The organism is Nocardioides speluncae, from assembly GCF_003121585.1.
Taxonomy (GTDB): Bacteria; Actinomycetota; Actinomycetes; order Propionibacteriales; family Nocardioidaceae; genus Nocardioides; species Nocardioides speluncae.
The window spans coordinates 110,466-133,080 of record NZ_QEOO01000011.1 but is presented as its reverse complement, the minus strand read 5'-3'; the positions used below and the strand labels follow the sequence as shown (position 1 = coordinate 133,080).

22 protein-coding genes are annotated in these 22,615 nt (G+C 69.3%); 15 read left to right on the top strand and 7 right to left on the bottom strand.

Annotated elements, in window-relative coordinates:
* Positions 1 to 4 precede the first annotated feature (4 nt).
* The gene (locus DDV73_RS05505) at positions 5 to 862 is read left to right on the top strand and encodes an acyl-CoA thioesterase (protein WP_109506225.1); all 858 of its coding nucleotides are present in this window, start codon (positions 5 to 7) and stop codon (positions 860 to 862) included.
* 80 nt (positions 863 to 942) lie between these two features.
* Here the strand turns inward: DDV73_RS05505 and DDV73_RS05500 are convergent, their stop codons facing one another.
* Entirely contained in the window at positions 943 to 1,812 is an 870-nt protein-coding gene (locus DDV73_RS05500) for a MaoC family dehydratase (protein WP_109506401.1), read from the bottom strand.
* A gap of 13 nt (positions 1,813 to 1,825) precedes the next feature.
* Complete coding sequence (locus DDV73_RS05495; RefSeq protein WP_109506224.1) at positions 1,826 to 3,163, bottom strand: 3-oxoacyl-ACP reductase; 1,338 nt, start codon at positions 3,161 to 3,163, stop codon at positions 1,826 to 1,828.
* 224 nt (positions 3,164 to 3,387) lie between these two features.
* Between DDV73_RS05495 and DDV73_RS05490 the strand changes: the two genes are divergently transcribed.
* Complete coding sequence (locus DDV73_RS05490; RefSeq protein WP_109506223.1) at positions 3,388 to 4,671, top strand: acetyl-CoA C-acetyltransferase; 1,284 nt, start codon at positions 3,388 to 3,390, stop codon at positions 4,669 to 4,671.
* Positions 4,672 to 4,770: 99 nt separating this feature from the next.
* On the top strand, positions 4,771 to 6,612 hold the full coding sequence (locus tag DDV73_RS05485) for a phosphoenolpyruvate carboxykinase (GTP) (protein WP_109506222.1): 1,842 nt from the start codon (positions 4,771 to 4,773) through the stop codon (positions 6,610 to 6,612).
* Here the strand turns inward: DDV73_RS05485 and DDV73_RS05480 are convergent.
* Positions 6,586 to 7,281: a TetR/AcrR family transcriptional regulator gene (locus tag DDV73_RS05480; protein ID WP_109506221.1), complete on the bottom strand. Its 696-nt coding sequence runs from the start codon at positions 7,279 to 7,281 to the stop codon at positions 6,586 to 6,588. The two genes, DDV73_RS05485 and DDV73_RS05480, sit on opposite strands and share 27 nt — an antisense overlap.
* Before the next feature lie 382 nt (positions 7,282 to 7,663).
* Between DDV73_RS05480 and DDV73_RS05475 the strand changes: the two genes are divergently transcribed.
* Positions 7,664 to 8,083, top strand: coding sequence for a DUF6228 family protein (locus DDV73_RS05475; protein ID WP_338066381.1), 420 nt, complete (start codon positions 7,664 to 7,666; stop codon positions 8,081 to 8,083).
* Here the strand turns inward: DDV73_RS05475 and DDV73_RS05470 are convergent.
* Positions 8,069 to 9,580, bottom strand: coding sequence for an ATP-dependent DNA ligase (locus DDV73_RS05470; protein WP_109506220.1), 1,512 nt, complete (start codon positions 9,578 to 9,580; stop codon positions 8,069 to 8,071). The genes DDV73_RS05475 and DDV73_RS05470 overlap by 15 nt on opposite strands.
* Before the next feature lie 69 nt (positions 9,581 to 9,649).
* Here DDV73_RS05470 and DDV73_RS05465 point away from each other — a divergent pair, with 69 nt between their 5' ends.
* The 11 genes from DDV73_RS05465 (at position 9,650) to DDV73_RS05415 (ending at position 19,776) form a co-directional block, all read left to right on the top strand.
* Positions 9,650 to 9,898 carry a hypothetical protein gene (locus DDV73_RS05465; protein ID WP_109506219.1) on the top strand — a complete coding sequence of 83 codons (249 nt, stop codon included), beginning with the start codon at positions 9,650 to 9,652 and terminating at the stop codon, positions 9,896 to 9,898.
* A gap of 4 nt (positions 9,899 to 9,902) precedes the next feature.
* Positions 9,903 to 10,841: a DNA-3-methyladenine glycosylase family protein gene (locus DDV73_RS05460; protein WP_109506218.1), complete on the top strand. Its 939-nt coding sequence runs from the start codon at positions 9,903 to 9,905 to the stop codon at positions 10,839 to 10,841.
* Between the two features lie 65 nt (positions 10,842 to 10,906).
* On the top strand, positions 10,907 to 11,863 hold the full coding sequence (locus DDV73_RS05455; protein WP_109506217.1) for an SCP2 sterol-binding domain-containing protein: 957 nt from the start codon (positions 10,907 to 10,909) through the stop codon (positions 11,861 to 11,863).
* The gene (locus tag DDV73_RS05450) at positions 11,860 to 12,666 is read left to right on the top strand and encodes an MlaE family ABC transporter permease (protein ID WP_109506216.1); all 807 of its coding nucleotides are present in this window, start codon (positions 11,860 to 11,862) and stop codon (positions 12,664 to 12,666) included. The genes DDV73_RS05455 and DDV73_RS05450 overlap by 4 nt, the downstream gene beginning before the upstream one ends.
* Before the next feature lie 11 nt (positions 12,667 to 12,677).
* The gene (locus DDV73_RS05445; protein WP_109506215.1) at positions 12,678 to 13,496 is read left to right on the top strand and encodes an MlaE family ABC transporter permease; all 819 of its coding nucleotides are present in this window, start codon (positions 12,678 to 12,680) and stop codon (positions 13,494 to 13,496) included.
* Positions 13,493 to 14,563 carry an MCE family protein gene (locus DDV73_RS05440; RefSeq protein ID WP_109506214.1) on the top strand — a complete coding sequence of 357 codons (1,071 nt, stop codon included), beginning with the start codon at positions 13,493 to 13,495 and terminating at the stop codon, positions 14,561 to 14,563. Before DDV73_RS05445 ends, DDV73_RS05440 begins: the two co-directional genes overlap by 4 nt.
* Complete coding sequence (locus DDV73_RS05435) at positions 14,563 to 15,576, top strand: MCE family protein (RefSeq protein ID WP_109506213.1); 1,014 nt, start codon at positions 14,563 to 14,565, stop codon at positions 15,574 to 15,576. The genes DDV73_RS05440 and DDV73_RS05435 overlap by 1 nt, the downstream gene beginning before the upstream one ends.
* Positions 15,573 to 16,544, top strand: a complete 972-nt coding sequence (locus tag DDV73_RS05430) for an MCE family protein (protein ID WP_154402617.1) — start codon at positions 15,573 to 15,575, stop codon at positions 16,542 to 16,544. The genes DDV73_RS05435 and DDV73_RS05430 overlap by 4 nt, the downstream gene beginning before the upstream one ends.
* On the top strand, positions 16,541 to 17,644 hold the full coding sequence (locus DDV73_RS05425; RefSeq protein WP_161962290.1) for an MCE family protein: 1,104 nt from the start codon (positions 16,541 to 16,543) through the stop codon (positions 17,642 to 17,644). The genes DDV73_RS05430 and DDV73_RS05425 overlap by 4 nt, the downstream gene beginning before the upstream one ends.
* On the top strand, positions 17,641 to 18,687 hold the full coding sequence (locus DDV73_RS05420) for an MCE family protein (RefSeq protein WP_109506210.1): 1,047 nt from the start codon (positions 17,641 to 17,643) through the stop codon (positions 18,685 to 18,687). Before DDV73_RS05425 ends, DDV73_RS05420 begins: the two co-directional genes overlap by 4 nt.
* Positions 18,688 to 18,693: 6 nt before the next feature.
* The gene (locus DDV73_RS05415; protein WP_109506209.1) at positions 18,694 to 19,776 is read left to right on the top strand and encodes an MCE family protein; all 1,083 of its coding nucleotides are present in this window, start codon (positions 18,694 to 18,696) and stop codon (positions 19,774 to 19,776) included.
* A gap of 102 nt (positions 19,777 to 19,878) precedes the next feature.
* Here DDV73_RS05415 and DDV73_RS05410 read toward each other — a convergent pair whose 3' ends face one another.
* From DDV73_RS05410 to DDV73_RS05400, 3 genes are read right to left on the bottom strand one after another with little or no spacing between them, the layout of a single operon-like run.
* Positions 19,879 to 20,445, bottom strand: a complete 567-nt coding sequence (locus DDV73_RS05410) for a carboxymuconolactone decarboxylase family protein (RefSeq protein WP_240617135.1) — start codon at positions 20,443 to 20,445, stop codon at positions 19,879 to 19,881.
* The gene (locus tag DDV73_RS05405; RefSeq protein ID WP_109506208.1) at positions 20,442 to 21,326 is read right to left on the bottom strand and encodes an SDR family oxidoreductase; all 885 of its coding nucleotides are present in this window, start codon (positions 21,324 to 21,326) and stop codon (positions 20,442 to 20,444) included. The genes DDV73_RS05410 and DDV73_RS05405 overlap by 4 nt, the downstream gene beginning before the upstream one ends.
* The gene (locus DDV73_RS05400) at positions 21,326 to 22,585 is read right to left on the bottom strand and encodes a phospholipase D-like domain-containing protein (RefSeq protein ID WP_240617134.1); all 1,260 of its coding nucleotides are present in this window, start codon (positions 22,583 to 22,585) and stop codon (positions 21,326 to 21,328) included. The genes DDV73_RS05405 and DDV73_RS05400 overlap by 1 nt, the downstream gene beginning before the upstream one ends.
* Positions 22,586 to 22,615: the final 30 nt, after the last annotated feature.

Here is a 22,615-nt window from a genome sequence, read left to right as displayed (position 1 = left end):
ACCCATGCCCGCGTCAGCCGAAGAGCTGGTCGAGCTTCTCGATCTCGAGACCATCGACGTCAACCTGTTCCGCGGCCGTCAGCCCGACACCTCGCTGCAGCGGGTGTTCGGCGGCCAGGTCGCGGCGCAGGCTCTGATCGCCGGCCAGCGCACTGCCGACCCCGGCTACGCCGTGCACTCGCTGCACTCCTACTTCCTGCTGCCCGGTGACACCGCCGTACCGATCGTGTACGACGTGGAGTCGGTACGCGACGGCCGCTCCTTCGCCACCCGCCGGGTGCTCGCCCGCCAGCACGGCCGGCCGATCTACGCGATGACCGTGAACCTCCAGCGCGCCGAGGAGGGCTACGAGCACCAGGACGAGATGCCCGAGGTGATCGCGCCCGAGGAGGGGCTGGACCTAGCGAAGCTGTTCCGAGCCCGCGACTCCGATCCGGACGGCACCTGGGAGCGGGAGTGGGCAGCGCTCGACGTCCGCTACGTCGGCAACACCCACCGCGGCCTGGAGCCCGACCCGGGCCGGGTCGCGCAGTCGCGGCTCTGGATCCGGGTGGCCGGTGCCCTCGGCGACGACCCGCTGCTACAGCAGGCGGCGTTCACCTACGCCAGCGACATGACCCTGCTCGGCTCGACGCTCACCCCGCACGGCGTGAACCTGTCCAGCCCGGAGATCCAGGCGGCGTCGCTGGACCACACAATCTGGTTCCACCGGCCGTTCCGTGCCGACGAGTGGTGGCTCTACGACCAGACCTCACCGTCCGCCGGCGGCGGCCGCGGCCTGGCGCTGGCCCGGGTGTTCACCCAGGACGGCACCCTCGTCGCCACCGTCGCCCAGGAGGGCCTCATCCGCCACCGCAAGTAGCGCGAATCCGCGATAGTCCAGAACGTTTGACATCACTTTTGGCCACCAGATGATGCCGAACGTTCTGGACTATCCGTTTGCTAGGGCTTGAGGGTGCGGCCGAGGAGGTGGGGGGCGCCGGACTTCGGGCTGGTCAGCGAGAACTCGAAGCCCTCGCCGGCCGGCCGCGACCCGAACGCCACCGTGCTCGGCAGGAACACCGGCTTCTTGAACGCGACCTCGACGGTCACCGCGTCGGGCAGCCGGTTCTCCAGCTGCGCGATGCAGCGCGCCTTGGTCCACATGCCGTGCGCGATCTGCCGCTTGAAGCCGAGAGCCTTTGCGGTCAGCGGGTAGAGGTGGATCGGGTTGTAGTCGCCGGACACCGCGGCGTACCGACGTCCGAGGTCGCCGGGCAGCTTCCACACCGTGCCGCTCGGCGGCACGTCCTGGAACGCCGTACCGCTGCCGGCGTCGGCCGAGCCCTTGCCGAGGCGGAGGTAGGTCGAGGTGCTCCGCCACACCGGCTCGTCGCCGGAGACCACCTCGGTCACGAAGTCGAGGGTGGGGCCCTTGGCGTGCTTGCGCGGGTTCGCGACCCGGGTGGTGACGGTCAGCGTCTCGTCGACGCCGATCGGCCGGAGTCCGGTGATCGAGTTCTCCAGGTGCACGGTCCCGATGGCCGGGAACGGGAAGCCCGGGTCGGTCATGATCGCCATGTGCAGCGGGAACGCCAGCATGTGCGGGTAGGGGAGCGGCACGTTGTCCTTGACCGGGAAGCCGCACACCGCGGCGTACTTCTCGACATGGCCCCGGTCGACGGCGACCTCGCGCCGGTACGACAGCTTTCTCGGGTCCTCCTTCGGGTTCTTGCGTACGCCGGGCAGCCGGCCCACGCCGGGCAGTGCCGGCAGCGCGGCCTTCAGCAGGGTGCCGACGCCGGCGCCGCCGTCGAGAGTCTTCGGCTCCATCGCAGCCTCCACGTCAGGCGCCCAGCATCATCTGGCCGCAGACCCGGACAACGTTGCCGTTGACGGCGGTCGAGGCCGGGCTGGCGAACCAGGCGATGGTCTCGGCGACGTCGACCGGCAGTCCACCCTGCGACATCGAGTTGAGGCGGCGTCCCACCTCGCGAGTCGCGAACGGGACGGCGGCGGTCATCTTGGTCTCGATGAAGCCGGGCGCGACAGCGTTGATCGTCACGCCCTTCTTCAGCTCGCCGGCGAGCGAGTCGACCAGGCCGATGACGCCCGCCTTTGAGGCGGCGTAGTTGGTCTGGCCGACGTTGCCGGCGATGCCCGCGATCGAGGCGACACCGATGATCCGGCCGTTGTCGTTGATCACCTTCTGGTCGAGCAGCTCGCGGGTGATCCGCTCCGGCGCGGTCAGGTTGACCGCGATCACGGATGCCCAGCGGTCCTCGGCCATGTTCGCGAGCTTCTTGTCGCGGGTGATGCCGGCGTTGTGGACCACGATGTCGACGCCGCCGTGCCGCGTCTTGAGCTCGTGGGCGATCCGCTGCGGGGCGTCCTTGGCGGTGATGTCGAGGGTCAGGTAGTCGCCGTCCAGCTCCTTCATCACCGACTGCAGCTCGCTCGCGGCCTGCGGTACGTCGACACCGACGACCGTGGCGCCGTCACGGTGCAGCACCCGCGCGATCTGCTCGCCGATGCCACGGCTGGCGCCGGTGACCAGCGCGATCTTGCCGGTCAGCGGCTTGTCCCAGTCGGCCACCTCGCCGGCCTTCTTGCCGCCGACCGCGCCGATCCGGACCACCTGGCCGGAGACGTACGCCGACTTCGGCGACAGGAAGAACGCGAGGGTCGAAGCGAGCGCGTCGTCGGCGCCGGGGGTGACGTAGACGAGCTGACTGGTGCCGCCGCGCCCGATCTCCTTGCCGAGCGAGCGTGTGAAGCCCTCGAGCGCGCGCTGGGCGACGCGCTCCTCGGCGGAGGCGGCCGCGGTCGGCGTCGTACCGAGAACCACAATCCGGGAGCAGGATTCGAGGCTGCGCATCACCGGCGTGAAGAACTCCTGCAGCTGGATCAGCTGGTCGGTGGAGGTGATCCCGGTGGCGTCGAAGACCAGACCCTTGAACCGGGCGCCCTCTGTCGCGGCGGCCGCGGTCTCGATGCCGAGGTCCTTCAGCACGACCGGCAGCCGGTCGGCGAGCCGGCCGGCACCGCCGACGAGCACGGTGCCGGTGACAAGGGGCGCGCCCTCGGTCCAGCGGTCGAGCTCGACCGGGTTCGGCAGGCCGAGGTTCTTGACGAACAGCTTTCCGAGCGGTGACTGCACGAAGCCCTGGTAACGGTCGCTCATTGCTGGTGACTTCCTCCGGATCGATAAACCCTGGTTGCACAGACGGAGAGTGCCTGCGCGAGTATGTAACTAGATGTGTAACTCTGAGTCCACATTTCGTGATCTGGCACTCACAGCGTTCCCCGGGCGCCTCCGAAGCGCAAGGATGGGCACACCGAGACGTTGAACAGCACAGAACCGACTAAACCAGACAGCAGCACCAGACAGGCAACAGGAGTTCGCAGATGCAGGCCAAGACCCGTCGCGTGGCGATCATCGGTGGTAACCGGATCCCGTTCGCGCGCTCGAACACCGTCTACTCGACCGCCTCCAACCAGGAGATGCTGACCGCCGCGCTCGACGGCCTGGTCGCCCGCTACGGGCTCGAGGGTGAGCGGCTCGGCGAGTTCGTCGCCGGCGCCGTACTCAAGCACTCGCGCGACTTCAACCTCGCCCGCGAGGTCGTCCTCGGCTCGAAGCTGTCGCCCGAGACCCCGGCCACCGACATCCAGCAGGCGTGCGGCACCGGCCTGCAGGCCGCGATCCAGGTCGCCAACAAGATCGCCCTCGGCCAGATCGAGGTCGGCATCGCCGGCGGCGCCGACACCACGTCGGACGCGCCACTGGCGGTCGGCGACAAGCTGCGCAAGAAGCTGATCGCGGTCAACTCCGCGCGCGACACCAAGGGCCGTCTCGCCGCGCTGGCCAAGATCCGGCCCGGCGACATCTCGCTGGCGATCCCGCAGAACGGCGAGCCGCGCACCGGCCTGTCCATGGGTGAGCACCAGGCGCTGACGACCCTGGAGTGGCAGATCACCCGCGAGGCGCAGGACGAGCTGGCCGTCGCCTCCCACCAGAACCTCGCCGCGTCGTACGACGCCGGCTGGCAGGACGATCTGATCTCGCCGTTCCGTGGCATCGACCGCGACCAGAACCTGCGCGCCGACTCCTCGCTGGAGAAGCTCGCGAAGCTCAAGCCGGTGTTCGGCAAGGGCGAGGCCGCGACGATGACGGCCGCCAACTCGACCCCGCTGACCGATGGCGCCTCGACGGTGCTGCTCGCGTCGGAGGAGTGGGCGAAGGAGAAGGGCCTGCCGGTGCTGGCCTACATCTCCGACTACGAGACCGCCGCGGTCGACTTCGTGCACGGGGGGGAGGGCCTGCTGATGGCGCCGGCGTATGCCATGGCCCGGATGCTGCAGCGCAACGACGCCCAGCTGCAGGACTTCGACTTCTACGAGATCCATGAGGCGTTCGCCTCCCAGGTGCTGTCCACGCTCAAGGCGTGGGAGGACCCGATCTTCTGCAAGGAGCGGCTCGGCCTGGACGCCCCGCTCGGCTCCATCGACCGGGCCAAGCTCAACGTCAAGGGCTCCTCGCTCGCGGCCGGCCACCCGTTCGCCGCGACCGGCGCCCGGATCCTGGCCAACACCGCCAAGCTGCTCGCCGAGAACGGCAAGGGCCGGGCGGTCATCTCCGTGTGCGCGGCGGGCGGCCAGGGCGTCACCGCGATCATCGAACGTCCCTAACTCCGGACCCGGGTTGACCCGACGACGAGTCGGCGTCAGTTTCGTGGGTACACACGATCAACTGGCGCCGGCCTCGGCGGAAGCGAGAGGACGATTCGGATGAGCGACGTAGACGCGGTACTGGACGAAGCCGGACTCACCAACACCCATGTGCGGGACTACGTCCGACACTGGGCGGGCATCACGGGCGCAGCCCGGGTCGAGGTGGTCGGGGCGGCTGACGACGCGCGCCTGATCGAGGAGTCGCTCGAGGCCGGTGAGCTGCTGCCTGCCGGCGACGGCCTCTACTACTCCCGCAGCTACCACAAGGACACCGCCCGCTCCGAGGAGCGGACCATCGTCGCCACCAGCAGTGAGAGCGACCAGGGCGTCTACAACAACTGGTGCCCGGCCGCGGAGATGAAGCCGAAGCTCGAGGGCCTGATGCGCGGCGCCTCGGCCGGCAAGACGATGTACGTCATTCCGTACCTGATGGCGCCTAAGGGCTCGCCGCTGGAGCGGTACGCCGCGGGGGTCGAGCTCACCGACAACCGCAACGTCGTACTCCAGATGAACCGGATGGCGCGCACCGGCGTCGAGTTCGTCAACGACCTGGGCGACTCCTTCGTGCGCGCGGTGCACGTGACCGGTGACCTGGAGAACCTCGGTCAGGGCACGCCGGACGACGCGCGCTACTTCGTGACCGTGGCCGACGAGCGGACCATCCTGCACTTCGGGTCGTCGTACGGCGGCAATGCGCTGCTCGGCAAGATCGCCCACGGCCTACGGCAGGGCTCGTACGACGGCTGGAAGAACGGCTTCCTGGTCGAGCAGTTCATGCTGCTCGGGATCGTGGACAGGGAGACCGGCAGGAAGTACCACATCTGCGGCGGCTTCCCGTCGGCCTCCGGTAAGACCAACCTGGCGATGACCCTGGCCCCCGACGCCCTGGGCGAGCGCTACTACGTCGAGTTCTACGGCGACGACATCGCGTGGCTGTGGGTCGGTGACGACGGCCGGCTCTACGGCATGAACCCGGAGAACGGCGTCTTCGGTGTCGCCAAGGACACCAACGAGAAGACCAACCCGACCGCAATCGACTCGATCGTGCCGGGCGCCGGAGCAATCTTCACCAACGTCGCCTACAACGAGAAGACCCGCGAGGTCTGGTGGGAGGGCCGCACGCCCGAGCCGCCGGCCGATGTCGAAGGCTGGCTGGACTGGAAGGGCGAACCGATCGCGGACCGGTCGGCCGAGCAGGCCGGTGAGCCGTGGGCGCATCCGAACAGCCGGTTCACCACCACGCTCGCCAACGTGCCGAACGTCGCGAGCGACTTCGAGGACCCGGTCGGCGTACCCATCGACGGCATCATCTTCGGCGGCCGTACCCGTGACCGCGAGCCGCTGATCCGTGCGATCACCGACATCGCCGAGGGCGTGTACGACGGGCTCACCCTCGGCGCCGAGGCCACCGCGGCCGCCGACGGGCTCGAGGGCGTGCTGCGCTACGACCCGATGTCGATGCGGCCGTTCATGTCCTACCCCGAGGCGGACTACGCCGCACACTGGCTGAAGGTGATCGGCGCGGCGACCGAGAAGCCGATCTTCGCCCACGTGAACTGGTTCCAGCGGGACGGCGGCGACGGCCACTTCCTGTGGCCCGGCTACCGCGAGAACCTGCGTCCGCTGCTGTGGCTGATGCAGCTGAAGAACGGCGAGGTGCAGGGCGTCGAGACCGCGGTGGGTGTCATCCCGGCAAGGGAGGAGCTCAACCTCGACGGGCTGGGCGAGCAGGCGCTGGCCGACCTGGACCGGATCCTGACCATCGACACCGAGCGCTGGCGTCAGGAGATGGGCTTCCGGGAGCAGCATCTCGGTCAGTTCGACGACCTGCCGGAGGAGATCTGGGAGGCGCACCGGCGGGTGGCAGGCAACCTAGCTTCTGGCGAGCGCGAGGGCTGACGCGACGGCGTACTGCCGGACCTCGTCGACCGACAGCGGGATGATCGTGGGTACGCCGGGCGCGGCCTCCTTGACGACCATGCCGATCCGGGCGAGCTGAAGCGCACCGAGGCCGCTGGCGTAGAGGATGTTGGCTCGGACGTCGGCATTGCCGGGCTCGAACTCACCGGAGTCGATGCCGTCCTGGATCACCGCGGTCACCAGGCCCAGGCAGGCGGCCATGCCGCGGCCGAGCCGGAACAGCGCACTCTCGCTGATCTCCTCCAGCAGCTCCGGCCCGGGCCGGCGCATCAGCGTCTGCACACAGTCGACGAACGCCGGGAACTCCATCCCGAAGTCCATGAACGCGTCCACGACGCCGGTCAGCCGGTCGCTGGCCGTGCCGGTGGCGTCCACCGCGCGCAGCCGAGTCTCGAGCTCGCTGAGGTAGTCGACCACCGCCAGCGCGAACAGCTCCTCCTTGCCGCTGAAGTGGCGATAGACGATCGCCCGGTTGATCCCGACCGCACGCGCGATGTCCTCGATCTGCGCGTCGCGGACGCCGCGCTCGTCGAAGAGGCGTCGGGTCGCGTCGAGGATCTCTCGCTCGCGGATCCGGCGCCGCGCGGCGGCGGCGCTGCGCCGTCCGTCCCGCGGAGTGGTGGACTCGGCCGTGGCGTCTGCCGTCATGCGGCTAAGTGTACGGATGCTGCAACTGTCGTTTACATCATCCGTGTCACATAGGTCCTGTCGTGCCGCCGTCATCTGGCCGCAAAACCGGCACGATTCTGTACGTTTCGGTCACCACGAGTGGCGCAGGGAACGGAATCGTTCAGAATCGCCGGCGGCCTGCCGAGAGTTGGCATCGGCCCGGAAGGCTCCGAGCGTCGAACCCGCCTTTGTACGTACGGGTATGTCCGTACAAAGACGCCTTGCCCGACGGCGGCTCGGTCGAACGGCCGAACCGACCTACGACCGGTCATGGGTGGATCCCTGTGGAGGGCTGTGATCGTGCAGGGAACGAAGCGAAGGAAACCGAATCGCGTCGTGAGCGCGGAATGATTTCGCGAAGATGCAGTTCATGCCCACCGTGCGAATAGGTAATGCGACCGAGTGCCTCCAGTTGGTGCCCGAGCCAGGAGTCGGAGCACCGGAAGTTCTCGTGGCAACGCTTGAGGTCGAGGGGGTGACTGCTACCCGGTCCGTGGTGAACAACTACACGACGGGCTTTCAAGACTTGGCCGACTTCTTCGGCGGGATGGCCGACGCCTGGCGCGGCTGGCTGGACGCGCGGTCGTGGGAGTCAATCGAGGGTGACCTGCGCCTCGAGGCGCGGCACGAGCACGGTCGCGTGCGCCTTACGGTGACCCTTCGGCATGACCGCGCTGGCTGGACTAACCACGGCTGGCGAGTGACTGCCGACCTCGGTATGGAGCCCGGCGAACAACTCGCCCAGATCGCACGAGATGTTGCCGCGCTAGCCGCCGGGTAGGTACGGCTGCACGGAGTCGATCGTGTCGGCCTCGTCCGGGCGCTTGTCGTCGCGGTAGCGCACGACGCGGGCGAAGCGCAGCGCGATGCCGCCGGGGTACCGGGTGGAGCGCTGGACGCCGGCGTAGGCGATCTCGACGACCTGCTCGGGGCGGACGTGGACGACATGGCCGTCGCGGTGGGTCTCGAGCTCGGTGAACCGCTTGGTCTGCCAGGCGAGCATCTCGTCGGTCATGCCCTTGAACGTCTTGCCGAGCATCACGAAGCCGCCGGTCTCCGGGTCGCGGGCGCCGAGCCAGATGTTGGAGAGCCAGCCGCGGCGGCGGCCGCTGCCCTCCTCGACGGCCAGCACGACCAGGTCGACGGTGTGCACCGGCTTGACCTTCACCCAGGAGGCGCCACGGCGGCCGGCGTCGTACGGCGCATCGAGGTTCTTGATCACCACGCCCTCCTGACCGTTGCGGCAGGCGTCGTCGTAGAACGCCTGGGCCTCGGTGACGTCGGAGGTGACCAGCCGCGGCACCCGGTGCCGCTCGGGCACCAGTGCCTCCAGGCGTGCGATCCGCTCGCGTCCCGGCCGGTCGAGCAGATCCTCGCCGTCGAGGGCCAGCAGGTCGAAGAAGTACGGCGTGACCGCGACGCCGCCGCCCTGCGCCGTCCGCGAGGCAGTCTCCTGGAACGGCCGCGGCCGGCCGCCGTCGTCGAGGGCGAGCGCCTCACCGTCGAGGACCAGGCTCTCCGCGGGCAGCGCGCGGACGATCTCGACCACCTCGGGCAACCGGTGGGTGATGTCATCCAGGCTGCGCGTCACCGCCAGGACCTGGTCGCCCTGCTTGTGGACCTGCAGCCGGATCCCGTCGAGCTTGTAGTCGAGTGCCACCTCGCCGCCGCCGGCCTTGGCCATCGCCTCGGCAACACTGCCGGCCGACGAGGCCAGCATCGGCAGCACCGGTCGGCCCACCTCGAGCTGGTACTCCGCCAGCGCCGCCTCGCCGCGGGTCAGCGCCGCGACCGCGACGGGACCGGTGGCTCCGGCCAGCATCGCCGCCCGGCGTACCGACGCGAGTGGCAGCCCAGCCGCCTCGGCCACCGCCTCCTGCACCAATGCGTCAAGTGCGCCCTGCCGGACCCCGCCGGCGACCACACCGCCCAGCCAGCGCTGCTCGTCGGCAGTGGCCGCGCCGAAGAGCGACGCCACCTCGGCCGCGCGGGCCGCCTGCGAACCGGGGCCGGCCAGCACGCTGATCCGGTCGAACGCCTCGTGGACACCAGTGACGGTGAGGGTCGGCGCCTCGGCCGGGGGAGGGAGCGCACCCAACCCACGCCAGCCGAGGCCGGTACGCCGCTGCCGCAGCGATCCGGACAGGTAGGCGGTCACGGTCTCGATCTCCTCCGGCGCGGCGGCGCGCAGCGCCTCGGCGAGGGCGGCCACCTTGGCCTTGCGGGACCGGGTGGCCGCGACCGTCGCTGACGCGGAGACGACTTCTTCCAGCAGCACACCGCCATTGTGTCGCCGACGACCGACATTTCTCGGTCCTAGAGACCTCCCGGGTGCGATGGTGGAGACATGCCTGACCTTCACCTGGGGGACCTCCTGGTCGCGTTCGCGGCTGCGCTGGTCACGTGGGCGATCCTGGGGCCAACGCAGGGCGACGACTCCTATCCGCCGAGCGACGGACTGAATATGTTCGGCTGGCCGGTGCCGACGGACAACTCGTGGCTGATCTTCCTCGGTGGAGTCGCGGCATTCCTTGTCCTTGCCACTGCCCTAACCGCCCTTCGGGCCGAGATCCGCCGCCGTCGCGGGATACCGTGAGGCGGTGACGGCGATCGAGCGGGTGTGGCGGCCGGAATGGCCGTGTCCGGTCGGCCAGATCCTGAGCACGCACCGCCGCGGCCCGGGGGACCCGACGTACCGCATCGACGACGCCGGCCGGCACTGGCGGGGAATCCGGACACCGGACGGCGCGGCCACGCTCGTGGTCCGCAGCAAGCCCGACCTCGGCGAGGTTCACGCACGCGCCTGGGGCGACGGCGCCGCCTGGGTGCTGGACAGCCTGCCGGCTCTGCTGGGTGCCGAGGATGACCCGAGCGGCTTCGAGCCAACGCACCCGGTGGTCAAGGAGGCGTGGCGGCGGCATCCGCACTGGCGGCTCGGCAGGTCCGGTCGAGTCATGGAGGCGCTGCTGCCCGCGATCATTGAGCAGAAGGTGACCGGGCAGGAGGCGTTCGCCGGCTTCCGCAACCTGGTCAGGCAGTACGGCGAGCACGCACCCGGCCCGGGCGCCGAGCGCCGGCTCATGGTGCAGCCGACCCCGCACCAGCTGCGGATGGTCCCGTCCTGGGAGTGGCTGCGGCTGCACATCGACCCGGCCCGCTCCCGCACCATCGTGACCGCCGCCCGGCTGGCCGAGTCGCTCGAGCGCACGACGAGTCTCGACCACGACGAGACCGACCGGCGGCTCCGGTCCGTGACCGGCGTCGGGCAGTGGACCAGCGCCGAGGTGCGGTTCCGCGCCCACGGCGACGCCGACGCGGTGAGCTTCGGCGACTATCACATCGCCAAGGACATCGGCTGGGCGCTGCTCGGCGAGGAGATCGACGACGACGGCCTCGCCGAGCTGCTGGAGCCGTGGCGGCCGCATCGGCACCGGGTGCAGGCGCTGGTCGGCATGTCCGGATTGCGCCGCCCGCGGCGCGGGCCGCGGATGTCACCGCGGACCCATCTTCCGGCCCGGACAGCCGGCGCCAAACTGTGACGTAACCGATAGCGCAACACCGCGTTACACCTCCAAGGAGGCCGGACCTTGGGAGGGGTCGATCGATGAGTGCGCTCTACGAGACGCTGCGTACGGCGACCGCCGACGAGGCCCAGCGGTTCTTCGCCGACGTCGACCCCGTGCTCCTCGTGATCGCCGTGAACGAGACCCCCGACGCCGAGCTCGACCAGCTCATCGGTCGACCGGAGGTGCGGCCCGCCGCGGTCGAAGGCATCCTCGGCCGCCTCCACGAGTACGCCGTACCCGAGCGCTTGGACGAGGCCGTTGGCGTGGTCCGGTTCGACCTCAGCCACGACGGTGCCCTGGTCGAGCGCCGCGCGCTGGCGTTCGGTGGCGGCCGGGTGCGGCTGGTCAGCGACCCGGAGCCGGCCGACCGTGCCGATGTCGTCCTCAGCACCACCATGCTCTGCTTCATCCGGATGATCGCCGGCCAGCGCAACGCGGCCCTGGAGTACCTCCGCGGAGAGGTCGAGCTCGACGGCGACCCGCTGCTCGTGCTCGGGCTGGGCCGGGTGTTCCGGGTCCCCGGCGAGGCCGCGCCAGGTGTCGGCGCCAGCGCGCTCGACCCGGTCGACGTCGCCGAGGCGCTCCGGCAGGCCGAGCCCTCCCACCTGCGCCGGCTGATGCGTGGCGACTTCCGCCCGGTCGTGCTCCGCGAGATCTGCCGCCAGCTCCCGGACTACTACCGGCCGAGCCTCGGGCCGGCCGACCGGCTCGCGGTCGGCTTCCGGCTGACCGGCCCGTCCGACGAGGTCGACCGGTTCGCGGCGATCATCGAGGCCGGCGCCTGCACAGTCGTCAGGGGTCGGTACGACGGTCCGCTCGACGCCACGATCACCTGCGACGGCCACGATTTCCTGCGTCTGGTCACCGGCGCGCTACAGCCGGTCGAGGGCACCCTGCGTGGCAAGCTCACCGTTGCCGGCGACCTCAGCAAGGCACTCGCCTTCAGCGGCGTGATGGTGCCGCCGCTGGCTCAAGTCAGGGAGCGTGCCTCATGAGCGCCGTCATCTCGGACCTCCGCGGCCGGATGAACGACGGCATCGTCACCAGCGGTGACATGGTGCTGATGTCGATCGAGGCGGTCCGCTCCGGTACTGCCGACATCATCGCGCGCAGGTTCTCCTGGTCGGAGTTCCTGCTGCAGGCCTGGTTCATGACCCGGGTCTCGCTGCTGCCCACGATCCTGGTGGCGATCCCGTTCGGTGTGATCGTGTCGGTGCAGGTCGGCGGCGTGGCTCAGCAGATCGGCGCCGACTCGTTCAGCGGCGCGGTCAACGGCGTCGGCGTACTCCGTCAGGGTGCGCCACTGGTGACCTCGCTGATGATCGCCGGAGCGGTCGGCTCTGCGATCACCTCCGACTTAGGCGCGCGCCAGATCCGGGAAGAGGTCGACGCCCTGCGGGTGATGGGCATCAACCCGATCAACCGGCTGGTCTCGCCGAGGTTGTTCGCCGCGGTCGTGGTGGCGCTGATGCTCAACGTGGTCGTCGCGGTGACCGCGATCGGCTCCGGCTTCATGATCAACGTGTACGGCGGCAACGTCAGCTCCGGCACCTACATCGGCTCGTTCGTGTCGTTCGCCCAGCCGTCCGACCTGCTGCTCGCCGAGCTGAAGGCGGCGATCTTCGGCTTCATCGCCACCATCGTGGCCGCCCATAAGGGACTCTCCGCCAAGGGTGGTCCGAAGGGGGTGGCCGACGCCGTCAACGAGGCGGTCGTGCTCACCGTCATCCTGCTCGCCATCGTCAACGTCGGGCTCACGCAGGCCTATGTCCTGCTCGTGCCCCAGCAGATCGCGTGAGGAGAGGGCCGATGAACAACCAGCTCCGCAGCGCGACCGACAGCTTGGCGAAGCTGGGCGATGCCGGCACCTTCCTGGTCAAGATCCTGACCTCGATCCGGTACACGATGACCAACTACCGGGCCGAGGTGTTCCGGCAGCTCGCCGACATCAGCTTCGGCTCGGGAGCGATCCTGGTCGGCGGCGGCACCATCGGCGTGATGGCGTTGCTGGCCGTGTCGGCCGGTACGTCGCTCGGCATCGAGGGCTTCTCCGGCCTGGAGCTGGTCGGCCTTTCTCCGCTGACGGGATTCGTGTCCGCGAGCGTGAACACCCGCGAGATTGCGCCGCTGGTGGCGGCGCTGGCGCTGGCCGCGCAGGTCGGCTGTCGGTTCACCGCCCAGCTGGGATCGATGCGGCTCCATGAGGAGATCGACGCGCTCGCCGTCATGGCCGTGCACCCGCTGCGCTACCTGGTGACCACCCGCGTGATCGCCGCGATGCTCGCGATCGTCCCGCTCTACCTGATCGGGCTGATCGGTTCGTGGATCGCGTCCCAGGCCGCGGTCACGATTCTGTTCGGGCAGTCGCCAGGCACCTACGAGCACTACTTCGCCGTGTTCATCTCCGGCAAGGACCTGATCTACTCGGTGATCAAGGTGGTCGTGTTCGCGATCCTGGTGGCCGTCATCCACTGCTGGTACGGCTACAACGCCTCGGGCGGACCGCAGGGTGTCGGCGAGGCCACCGGCCGCGCGATCCGCGCGAGCATCGTGGCGGTGGTGGTCGTCGACATGCTGCTCACCATCGCGTTCTGGGGCCACGACCCGGGAGTCAGGGTGTCGGGATGAGCAAGGGAAAGAGCAGCCTCTTCCGCGACCACCGCGACACGTCCAAAGAGATCCTCGCCGCGCGTGGCCTGATCGCGCTGGCCGTGATCGGCGTGATCGTCGCGATTCTGGTCTCGATCGGCCGCGGCGCCCTTGTCGACACCGTCGACGTGGACGTGCTGGTCGACGATGCCGGCGGGTCGCTGGTCGAGGGCGGCGCCGTGAAGTACGACGGCGTCACCGTCGGCGAGGTGACCTCGCTCCAGGCCGCCGACGGCGACCCGGCCGCGCGCGGCGTACGCCTGAAGGTCAAGCTGGACGAGGCCTTCGCCGACGACGTACCCGGCAACGTGAAGGCCCGGATCCTGCCGGCGAGCGTCTTCGGGATCTCGTTCGTCGACCTGGTCCCGGCCGGCAAGCCCAACGGCACCATTCGCGCCGGCCAAGAGATCCCGCAGGACGCCAGCATGGAGACGCTGGAGATGCAGACGGTCCTGGACGGGCTGGACCGAGTCATCGGCTCGCTCGGCCCGGCCCGGATCTCGCGGATGCTGAACGGGATCTCCGCGGCCCTTGACGGCAACGGCGAGAAGCTCGGCCAGACCATCGAGCGGCTGGAGGCCTATCTCCGCAAGCTCAACCCCGCCATGCCGCTGGTACGACGCAACGTCGAGCTGCTGGCCACCAACCTGGAGTCGTTCCAGCAGAACGCACCCGACCTCTTCCGGGCCACCGAGGACGCCATGGTCGTGACCACGACGCTGATCGAGCAGGAGCAGAACTTCCAGAAACTGATGACCGGTGGCGAGGACGCGCTGAGCCAGACCGAGCAGACGCTGACCGCCTCCGAGGAAGGGCTGGTCGCAGCGCTGATGCGGACCGCGGTCGTGGTCGACACCTTCTACGACGGACGCCAGGGTCTGGTCGACGGCATCAACTCCTTCTCGGTGCTCGCGGTGAAGATGGGCGCGGCGCTGTCCCACGGCCCGTTCGCACGGGTCGACGTGAACGTCAAGCTGGACGGCTGGCGCCCGTACACCGCCGGGGACTGCCCGAGTTACGGCGGCTACCGAGGACGGAATTGCTGATGACCGGACTCCGCGCCACCCTCGTCAAGTTCACGCTGTTCGCCACCATCGCGGTGCTGCTGTTCGGCGTGCTCTGGACCACGATGAGCAACACCGTCCCGGGCGACAAGCGGACCTGGACGGCTCGCTTCACCGCCGTCGCCGGGCTGCGGTCCGGCGACGACGTCCGGGTCGCCGGGGTCAAGGTCGGCCGGGTCGAGAAGATCGAGGTCGTCGACAACGACCAGGCACTGGTGACCTTCACGCTGCTGGAGGACCAGCACGTCTACGAGAAGACGCAGGTCTCGCTGCGCTACCAGAACCTCCTCGGGCAGCGGTACCTCGCGCTGACCGCGGGGAAGGACCGCGGCAACCGGCTCACGCCGGGCACCGAGATCCCCGCGTCGATGACCGACGCCGGGTTCGACCTGACCGCGCTGCTCAACGGCTTCGAGCCGCTGTTCAACGTGATCGAGCCGGCCGAGGTCAACAAGCTCGCAGCGAACCTGATCGCGGTGCTCCAGGGCGAGTCGGGCACGGTCGAGTCGCTGCTGCGGCAGACCGCCCGGGCGACGACGTACCTCGCCTCGAAGGATGAGGTGTTCTCCGAGGTGCTGACCAACCTGACACCGGTGCTGCGCAACCTGGACGCCAACTCCGGCGAGTTCGACGCCGCGGTGGTGCAGCTGAAGAAGCTGGTGACCGGGCTCGCCAAGGAGCGCAAGACCTTCGCGTCGTCGATCGACAACATCGGCGGCCTGCTGGAGAGCACCGCCGGCCTGCTCGACCGCACCCGGACCCCGATCGCCAAGGACATCAAGAGCCTGCGCCGGTTGAACTCCACGTTCACCCGCGGCCAGGAGGAGTTCGGCGTGATGATCGGCAAGCTGCCCCTGCTGCTGGAGGCCTTCTCCCGGGCGATGGGGTACGGCGGGTTCGCGAACGTCTACGTCTGCGAGCTCGGGGTCGACGTCGCGGGCGGCGAGATCTGGCTCAGTCCCGAGGGCGCGGCTCACTCGGGGGCGTGCCGATGAAGTACTCACTGAAGGACCGGTACCGGATCGGGCTGCTCGGCATCGGCGCCCTGGCGATGCTGATCGGTGTGGTCGGCGCCCTGTCGTTCCTGTCGGTCGGCGCCAAGACCTACACCGCCGAGCTGCGCCACGTCGCCGGCCTGCGCTCCGGCGAGGAGGTGCAGGTGGCCGGCGTCGGCGTCGGCGAGGTCAAGGGCATCAAGCTCGAAGGACGCAAGGTGAAGGTGACCTTCACCGTCGACGACGACATCAAGCTCGGCAAGGAAACCCGGGTCGAGGTGAAGGTCGCGACCCTGCTGGGCACCCACTATCTCCAGGTGTTCCCGGACGGCGGCGGCGAGCTGGCCGGCAACAACGTGCCGCTGGACCAGACCAAGGTGCCGTTCGACCTGCAGGCGGTGCTCGACGAGGGCACACCGCTGGTGCAGGAGTTCGACATCAAGCTGATCGAACGCTCACTGGCCCAGATCGCCAGCACCTTCGAGGCGACCGGTGGCGAGCTCGGGCCGGCGCTGAGCGGCGTACAGAAGCTCTCGCAGGTGATGGCCACCCGCTCCGATGACCTCGGCGAGCTGCTCCGGGCCGCCCGCACCGTCACCCGGCAGCTGACCAGCAGCGGCGGCGACATCCTGACCCTGATGAAGCAGGCCGACCTGGTCTTCGACACCCTCCGCGCCCGGCGGGTCACGATCCGCTCGCTGCTGAAGGACCTGAACCTGCTCAGCACCCAGGTCAACGGGCTGATGGATGACATCAAGGGCGACGTCGGCCCGCTGCTGAAGGACCTGGACAACACGCTCACGACGCTGAAGAAGCACGACAGGTCACTGCAGAAGACGATCACCTCGTTCAAGCTCGCGGCTCGCTACTTCGCGAACTCCACCGGCAGCGGCCCATGGGCGAGCCTGTACGCGCCCGGCCTGCTCCCGGACAACCTCACCTGCATCACGACAGGAGCGTGTCAATGACGGCGCCTGACGCGACTGACGCGACCACGACAGCCGGTGCGGAGCGCGGCCGGCGGGTGCTGCTCGGCCTGGTCCTGGGCGTGACCCTGCTGCTCACCAACGGGTGTACGCCGCTCGGCGGCGGCGACACGAAGATCACCGCGGAGTTCCGGGACTCCGCCGGCCTGTTCGTCGGCAACGACGTCGGGGTGCTCGGTGTACCAGTCGGCGAGATCACCTCGATCGAGCCGGCCGGCGAGGTGGTCAAGGTCGAGCTCAAGGTGGACGGCGACATCAGCATCCCGGCCTCGGCCGGCGCCGTGGTGGTCGCCCGCTCGGTTGCGACCGACCGGTACATCGAGCTGACCCCGGTGTACGCCGAGGGCCCGCGGATGAAGTCGGGCGCCACCATCCCGCTGGACCGGACCCGTGCCCCGGTCGAGTTCGACGAGGCGCTGGCGACGCTGGCCGACATCACCAAGGGCCTGAAGGGCGAGGACGGCGAGGCGGCCACGCTGCGTCGCCTGCTCGAGGCCGGCGCGACCAACCTCCGCGGCCGCGGCGCGGACATCAACGACACCATCGACAACCTGACGATCGCGGCCGAGGGCCTCGCCGACAACCGCGGCGAGATCACCGGCACCGTCGACGACCTGGATGCCCTGGTCACGCTGCTGGCCACCAACAAGACGGTCGTCGACGAGTTCATCACCAGCATCACCGACACCACCGACCTGTTCGCCGACGAGAGCCAGAACTTCGGCCGCTCCCTGAAGGCGCTGCAGAAGGCGCTCCGCACGCTCGCGAGGTTCGTGCGCGACAACCGCAAGGAGATTCGCAGCACCACCGTCGGCGTCGGCCGGCTGGCCGATCGGCTGCTCACCCACCAGGCCGACCTGGAGGAGACCCTCGAGGTGCTGCCGCTGACGGTGAAGAACATCGGCGACGCCGTCAACCCGGAGACCAACCGGCTGAACTCGAAGCTGCCCTTGCAGTACATCTCACCGATCCAGCCGATCACCGAGCCGATCTGTGAGCTGCTGCCCGACATCTGTGCCCAGCTCGGTACGTCGCCGGACCTGGCCGCGCTGCTGGATGCGCTGACCGGAGGGCTGCTATGACGCCACGCTGGCTGAGGCTGGGCTCGCTGCTCGCCGCCGTCCTGGCGGTGCTGCTGAGCGCCTGCTCGGTGCAGGTGCCGGGCACCGGCCCGACCGACACACCTGGGGATGCCTACAAGGTGACCGCGGTCTTCGACGACGCGCTCAACCTCACCCACGGCGCACCGGTGAAGATCGGTGGTGTGAAGGTCGGCGAGGTGACCGCCATCCGCGCCGACGACTACACCGCCCGGGTCGACCTGGCGATCGACGACGACACCAAGATCCCGAAGGGCAGCCTGTTCCGGCTCCGCTACACCACCGCGCTCGGCGAGCTGTTCGTCGAGGTGCACCCGGCCGAGGGCGGGGCCTCGCTCGCCGACGGCAACGTCGTACAGGCGCCGGATGCGGAGACCGCGGTCACGGTGGAGGACACGCTGGCGTCGGCGTCGCTGCTGATCAACGGCGGCAGCCTGGGCCAGGTGCAGACGATCGTCGACGAGCTGAACACCGCGCTGTCGGGCCGGGTCGGAGCCACCAGGGGCCTGCTGACCCAGACCGACCTGTTCCTCAAGAACGCGCTCACCAGCACCCGCGAGATCGACCGGGTGCTGTCCGCGCTGTCGTCGGTGTCCAAGACCCTGGCCGCGCGTAAGAACACCATCAACAAGGCGCTCCGGCAGATCCGGCCCGCGGCCAAGACGCTGACCGACAACACCGACGAGCTGGCGAAGCTGCTGCGGCGCACCAGCAGCATGGCGCGCTCCACCGACCGGGTGGTCCGCCGTACCCGCAACGACCTGGTGAAGGTCGTGGACCAGGTGGGCCCGCTCGTGGACAAGCTGTTCGAGATCGACGGCAGCCTGGAAGGCAACCTCGGGCTGGCCAACCGGTTCATCGGCCAGGTCGACAACGCGGTGCCGACCGACTACATCAACCTGCGCGCGGTCGGGAACCTGCTCAGCATCCTGCAGGTACCGGGCCTGCCGGTGCTGGGGGACCTGGTGCCGACGAACCGCCAGCAGGGCCGGCAGCAGGCCGCTGCCGCCGAGAAGGGTCGGTGACCCTCGATGTTCGGGATCAACCGCTCACTGCTCAGTGCGATCGCGCTGCTGATCACTTTCCTGATCGGCGTGACGTACATGCTGACCCAGGTGCTTGAGGTGCCGCTGACCGGTCGCCCGGCCAAGGTGCAGGTGCACCTGTCGACCACCGGCGGGCTGTTCAAGGGCTCGATCGTCACCTACCGCGGCGTCCGGGTCGGCAAGGTGACCGAGCTGGACCTCGCTGAGGGCGGGGGAGTGGACGTCACGGTCGCGCTGTCGGCCGACGTCGAGGTGCCGCGGGACACCACTGCGAAGGTGCGCAGCCTGTCCCCGGTGGGCGAGCAGTTCCTCGACCTGCAGCCGGAGTCGGCCGACGGTCCGTATCTCGCCGATGGCGACAAGATCAACGGCTCGGCCGACGACGTACCCGTCTCGCTGGCGCAGACCGCGATCGAGGTAGACAGCCTGCTGGACCGCGTCGACGAGGAGCAGGTCCAGGTGATCATGGACGAGCTGGAGGCCGCGGTGGGGGACGCGGACGGCGACCTGGAGTCGCTGCTGGCGAACTCCGACCTGCTGACGCAGTCGCTTGAGGACTCCTGGCCGGCGACGCTGTCGCTGCTCGAGAACGGCGAGGTGGTCGGCCAGCTGCTCGCCGGTCACCGCCTCGACTTCGCCAAGCTGACGCGGAGCGCGGCGGTGCTGGCACGCTGGCTCCGCTCGTTCGACGGCGACTTCGACGAGCTGCTGAGGACCGCGCCGAAGGACTTCGACCAGCTGGCGATCCTGATGGCCGACCTACGGCCGGTGCTGCCGAAGACGCTGGACCAGCTGGTCGACATGACCGACGTCCTGTACCAGCGCGAGCCGCACCTGCGCGAGCTGCTGAAGACGTTCCCGTACGGCGTGGAGCGCTTCTCGCGGATCTTCTGGGACGGCTGGGCGCACCTCGACCTCTGGATCCAGGGTCAGAAGTACTGCAAGTACGGCACCCCGGTCCGGCCCGGCACCAGTACCGACCGCCAGCCGCCGACCCCCGACGGCCACTGCCCGCCCGACAACCCGATCCGCGGCGGCGCGAACGCACCGCCGCCGCTGAACCGCTAGGCGGCGGTTTCACTAGGTACCTAGTGAACCTGTCCCAGCCCGTTGGAAACTTCGCGTGGGGTGGGACAGTTTCACTAGGTACCTAGTGAAACCGCCCAGGGCTCAACCACCGGACTTGCTGCCTCGGGGCGAGTCCGGCTGGACGCGCAGGGCGTGCAGCGTGGTGGCCAGCATCTGGTAGTGGCCGACCAGCATCACCACCTCGACCACTGTGGCCGGGTCGAACTCGGCGCGCAGGGCGGCCCAGGTGGCGTCGGAGAGGTCGCGGTCGGCGTACAGCTCGTCGGTGACCCGGAGCAGCAGCCGGTCCCGCTCACTCCACTCCGCGCCCCAGGCGTGTCCGGCCGGTTCGGACTGGACCTGCGCCAGCTCGGCCGCGGTTACGCCCGAGCGACGGGCCAGCCGGAGATGCTGGGTGAGCTCGTACGCCGAGTCCGCCAGTACGGCGCCCCGGACGATCACCAGCTCGGTCTCCCGGCGGGCCAGCCGGCCCCGCGGCATCAGCCGGCTGGCGAAGTGCAGCCAGGCCCAGAACAGCCGCCGATTGTGGCCGAGGGTCAGGAAGACGGCTGGCGGGCTGGTGCCCATCACCCGGCCGGCGATCCGGGCGAACAGCGAGATCGGCAGCCCGACCTCGCGGCGACCGCCTACCGGGAGCCGCGCGGTCACTGCTTCACCTGGCGCCCGGCTGCCGCGACGTCCGGGAGGGCGCGGTTGGCGCCGCGGTTGAACCCGGTCATCAGCAGCCAGTAGACCGGCGGCAGGTAGCGCTGCACCAGGTGCACCAGCCGGATGTCGGTGGAGGTGTAGACCCAGTACCGGTTCCGGCGTACCCCGGTCAGGATCGCGTCGGCGGCGTGCTCGGGGGAGACCGCGCCGCGCCGGAACCCGGCCTGCAGCCGACGGAAGCGCTTGCTGGTCTTGTCGACGCCCGCGATCTCGACGGTCTCGGTCAGTGGGGTGGCGACCGCGCCGGGGCAGACCAGGCTGACCCCGATCCGGTGCGGGGCGAGGTCGAAGCGGAGTACCTCGGAGACCCCGCGCAGCCCGAACTTGCTGGCGCTGTACGCCGCGTGCCAGGGCATCCCGATGATGCCGGCGGCCGAGGACACGTTGACCAGGTGGCCGCCGCGGCCGGCCTCGATCATCGGCGGAACCAGTGTCTCGATCACGTGGATCGGGCCCATCAGGTTGACCTCGACCAGGCTCCGCCAGTGCTGGTGGGTCAGCGTCTGCACGCTGCCCCAGGCCGAGATGCCGGCGATGTTCATGACCACGTCCATCGCGCCGTACTCACCGGTGAGCTCGTCGGCGAGGGCGCGGACCGCGTCGAAGTCGGTGATGTCGAGGGCACGGGAGAAGGGCACCGAGCCTCCGGCCGCCTCGATCTCGGCGACGGTCTCGGCGAGCAGGCCGGTCTGCACGTCGGTCAGGAACAGGTGCGCGTGCTGGCGGGCGGCCGCGAGCGCTGTGGCCCGGCCGATCCCGCTGGCCGCGCCGGTGACGAAGACCTTCTTGCCGTCGAGGGAGCGCACGTGGGAGCCGGGCATCAGAGCAGCGGCCGTAGCGGGGCCAAGATGGCCTCGGTGAACTTGCGGTGCAGGTCGCGAGCCTCCCACTCGCCGATGGTCAGCTCCATCGAGTTGGACTGGTCGGTGCGGAAGATCCGCTCCAGGGTGTCGGCGAGCTGGTCATCGATGATCTCCACATTGATCTCGTAGTTGCCCTGCAGGCTGAGCCGGTCGATGTTGGCGGTGCCGACGGTGGTCCAGCTGCCGTCGATGGTCGAGGTCTTGGCGTGCACCATCGCGTCCTTGAAGCGGAAGATCCGCACACCCGCGTCCAGCAGCTGCGCGAAGTACCCGCGGGAGATCCAGTCGGCGACGATGTGGTTGGACTTGTGCGGGACGAGCAGGCGGACGTCGACGCCGCGCGTCGCCGCCTCCTTGAGCGCGTCCACGAAGTCCTGGTCGGGGATGAAGTAGGCGTGGGTCATCCAGACGTTCTGGGTGGCTCGGTTGATCGCCTCGAGGTACATCGACCGGATCGGGAACATCCACAGCCGCGGCACGTTGCGGTGGAACCGGATCCGCGGCTCCCACGTGGACGCGGTCTCCAGCAGCAGCGGCCGCTCGCTGGTCCGGAACCGCTTGCGCCGATGCAGGTTCCAGAAGTCGGCGAAGGCGCGCTTGAGATCCCAGACACCGGGCCCGGTGATCCGGACGTGGGTGTCGCGCCACTCGGTCGCGTACGCCGAGCCGATGTTGTAGCCGCCCACGAAGCCGACCTCGTCGTCGACGACCAGGATCTTGCGGTGGTCGCGGCCGTAGCGGCGCAGGTCGTAGAATCGCAGCCCGGCGTTGTAGATGGGGTAGCGCAGCACCTTCAGGCCGGTCGGGAACCGTTTGAACGACGGCGGCACGACGAGGTTGGCGAAGCCGTCGTAGATGCAGTAGACGTCCACGCCGCGCTCAGACGCCGCGATCAGGGCGGCCTTGAATCGCTCGCCGATCTCGTCGCCCTTCCAGATGTAGGTCTCGAAGAGGACCTGCTTCTTGGCGCCCTCGATGGCGGCCAGCATGTCGTCGTACAGGTCCATGCCGAAGGTGTACGTCGTGATCGAGCCGCCGCCGACGTCGACGGTGGCCGGCTTGGTGGTAGGGAACGGCTTGGGCTTCTTGCCGCGCCGGCGGTAGGAGTCGACCAGCGTCAGCCCGATCGCCAGCACCAGCTGGACACCGACGATCGTGAGCAGCGCGCGACGCAGCAGCGAGAGGACCTTCGCGCTGGTTGAGCCGATCGACGTCACGGAAAGCAATCTAGTGGGCGGTGCCTGAAA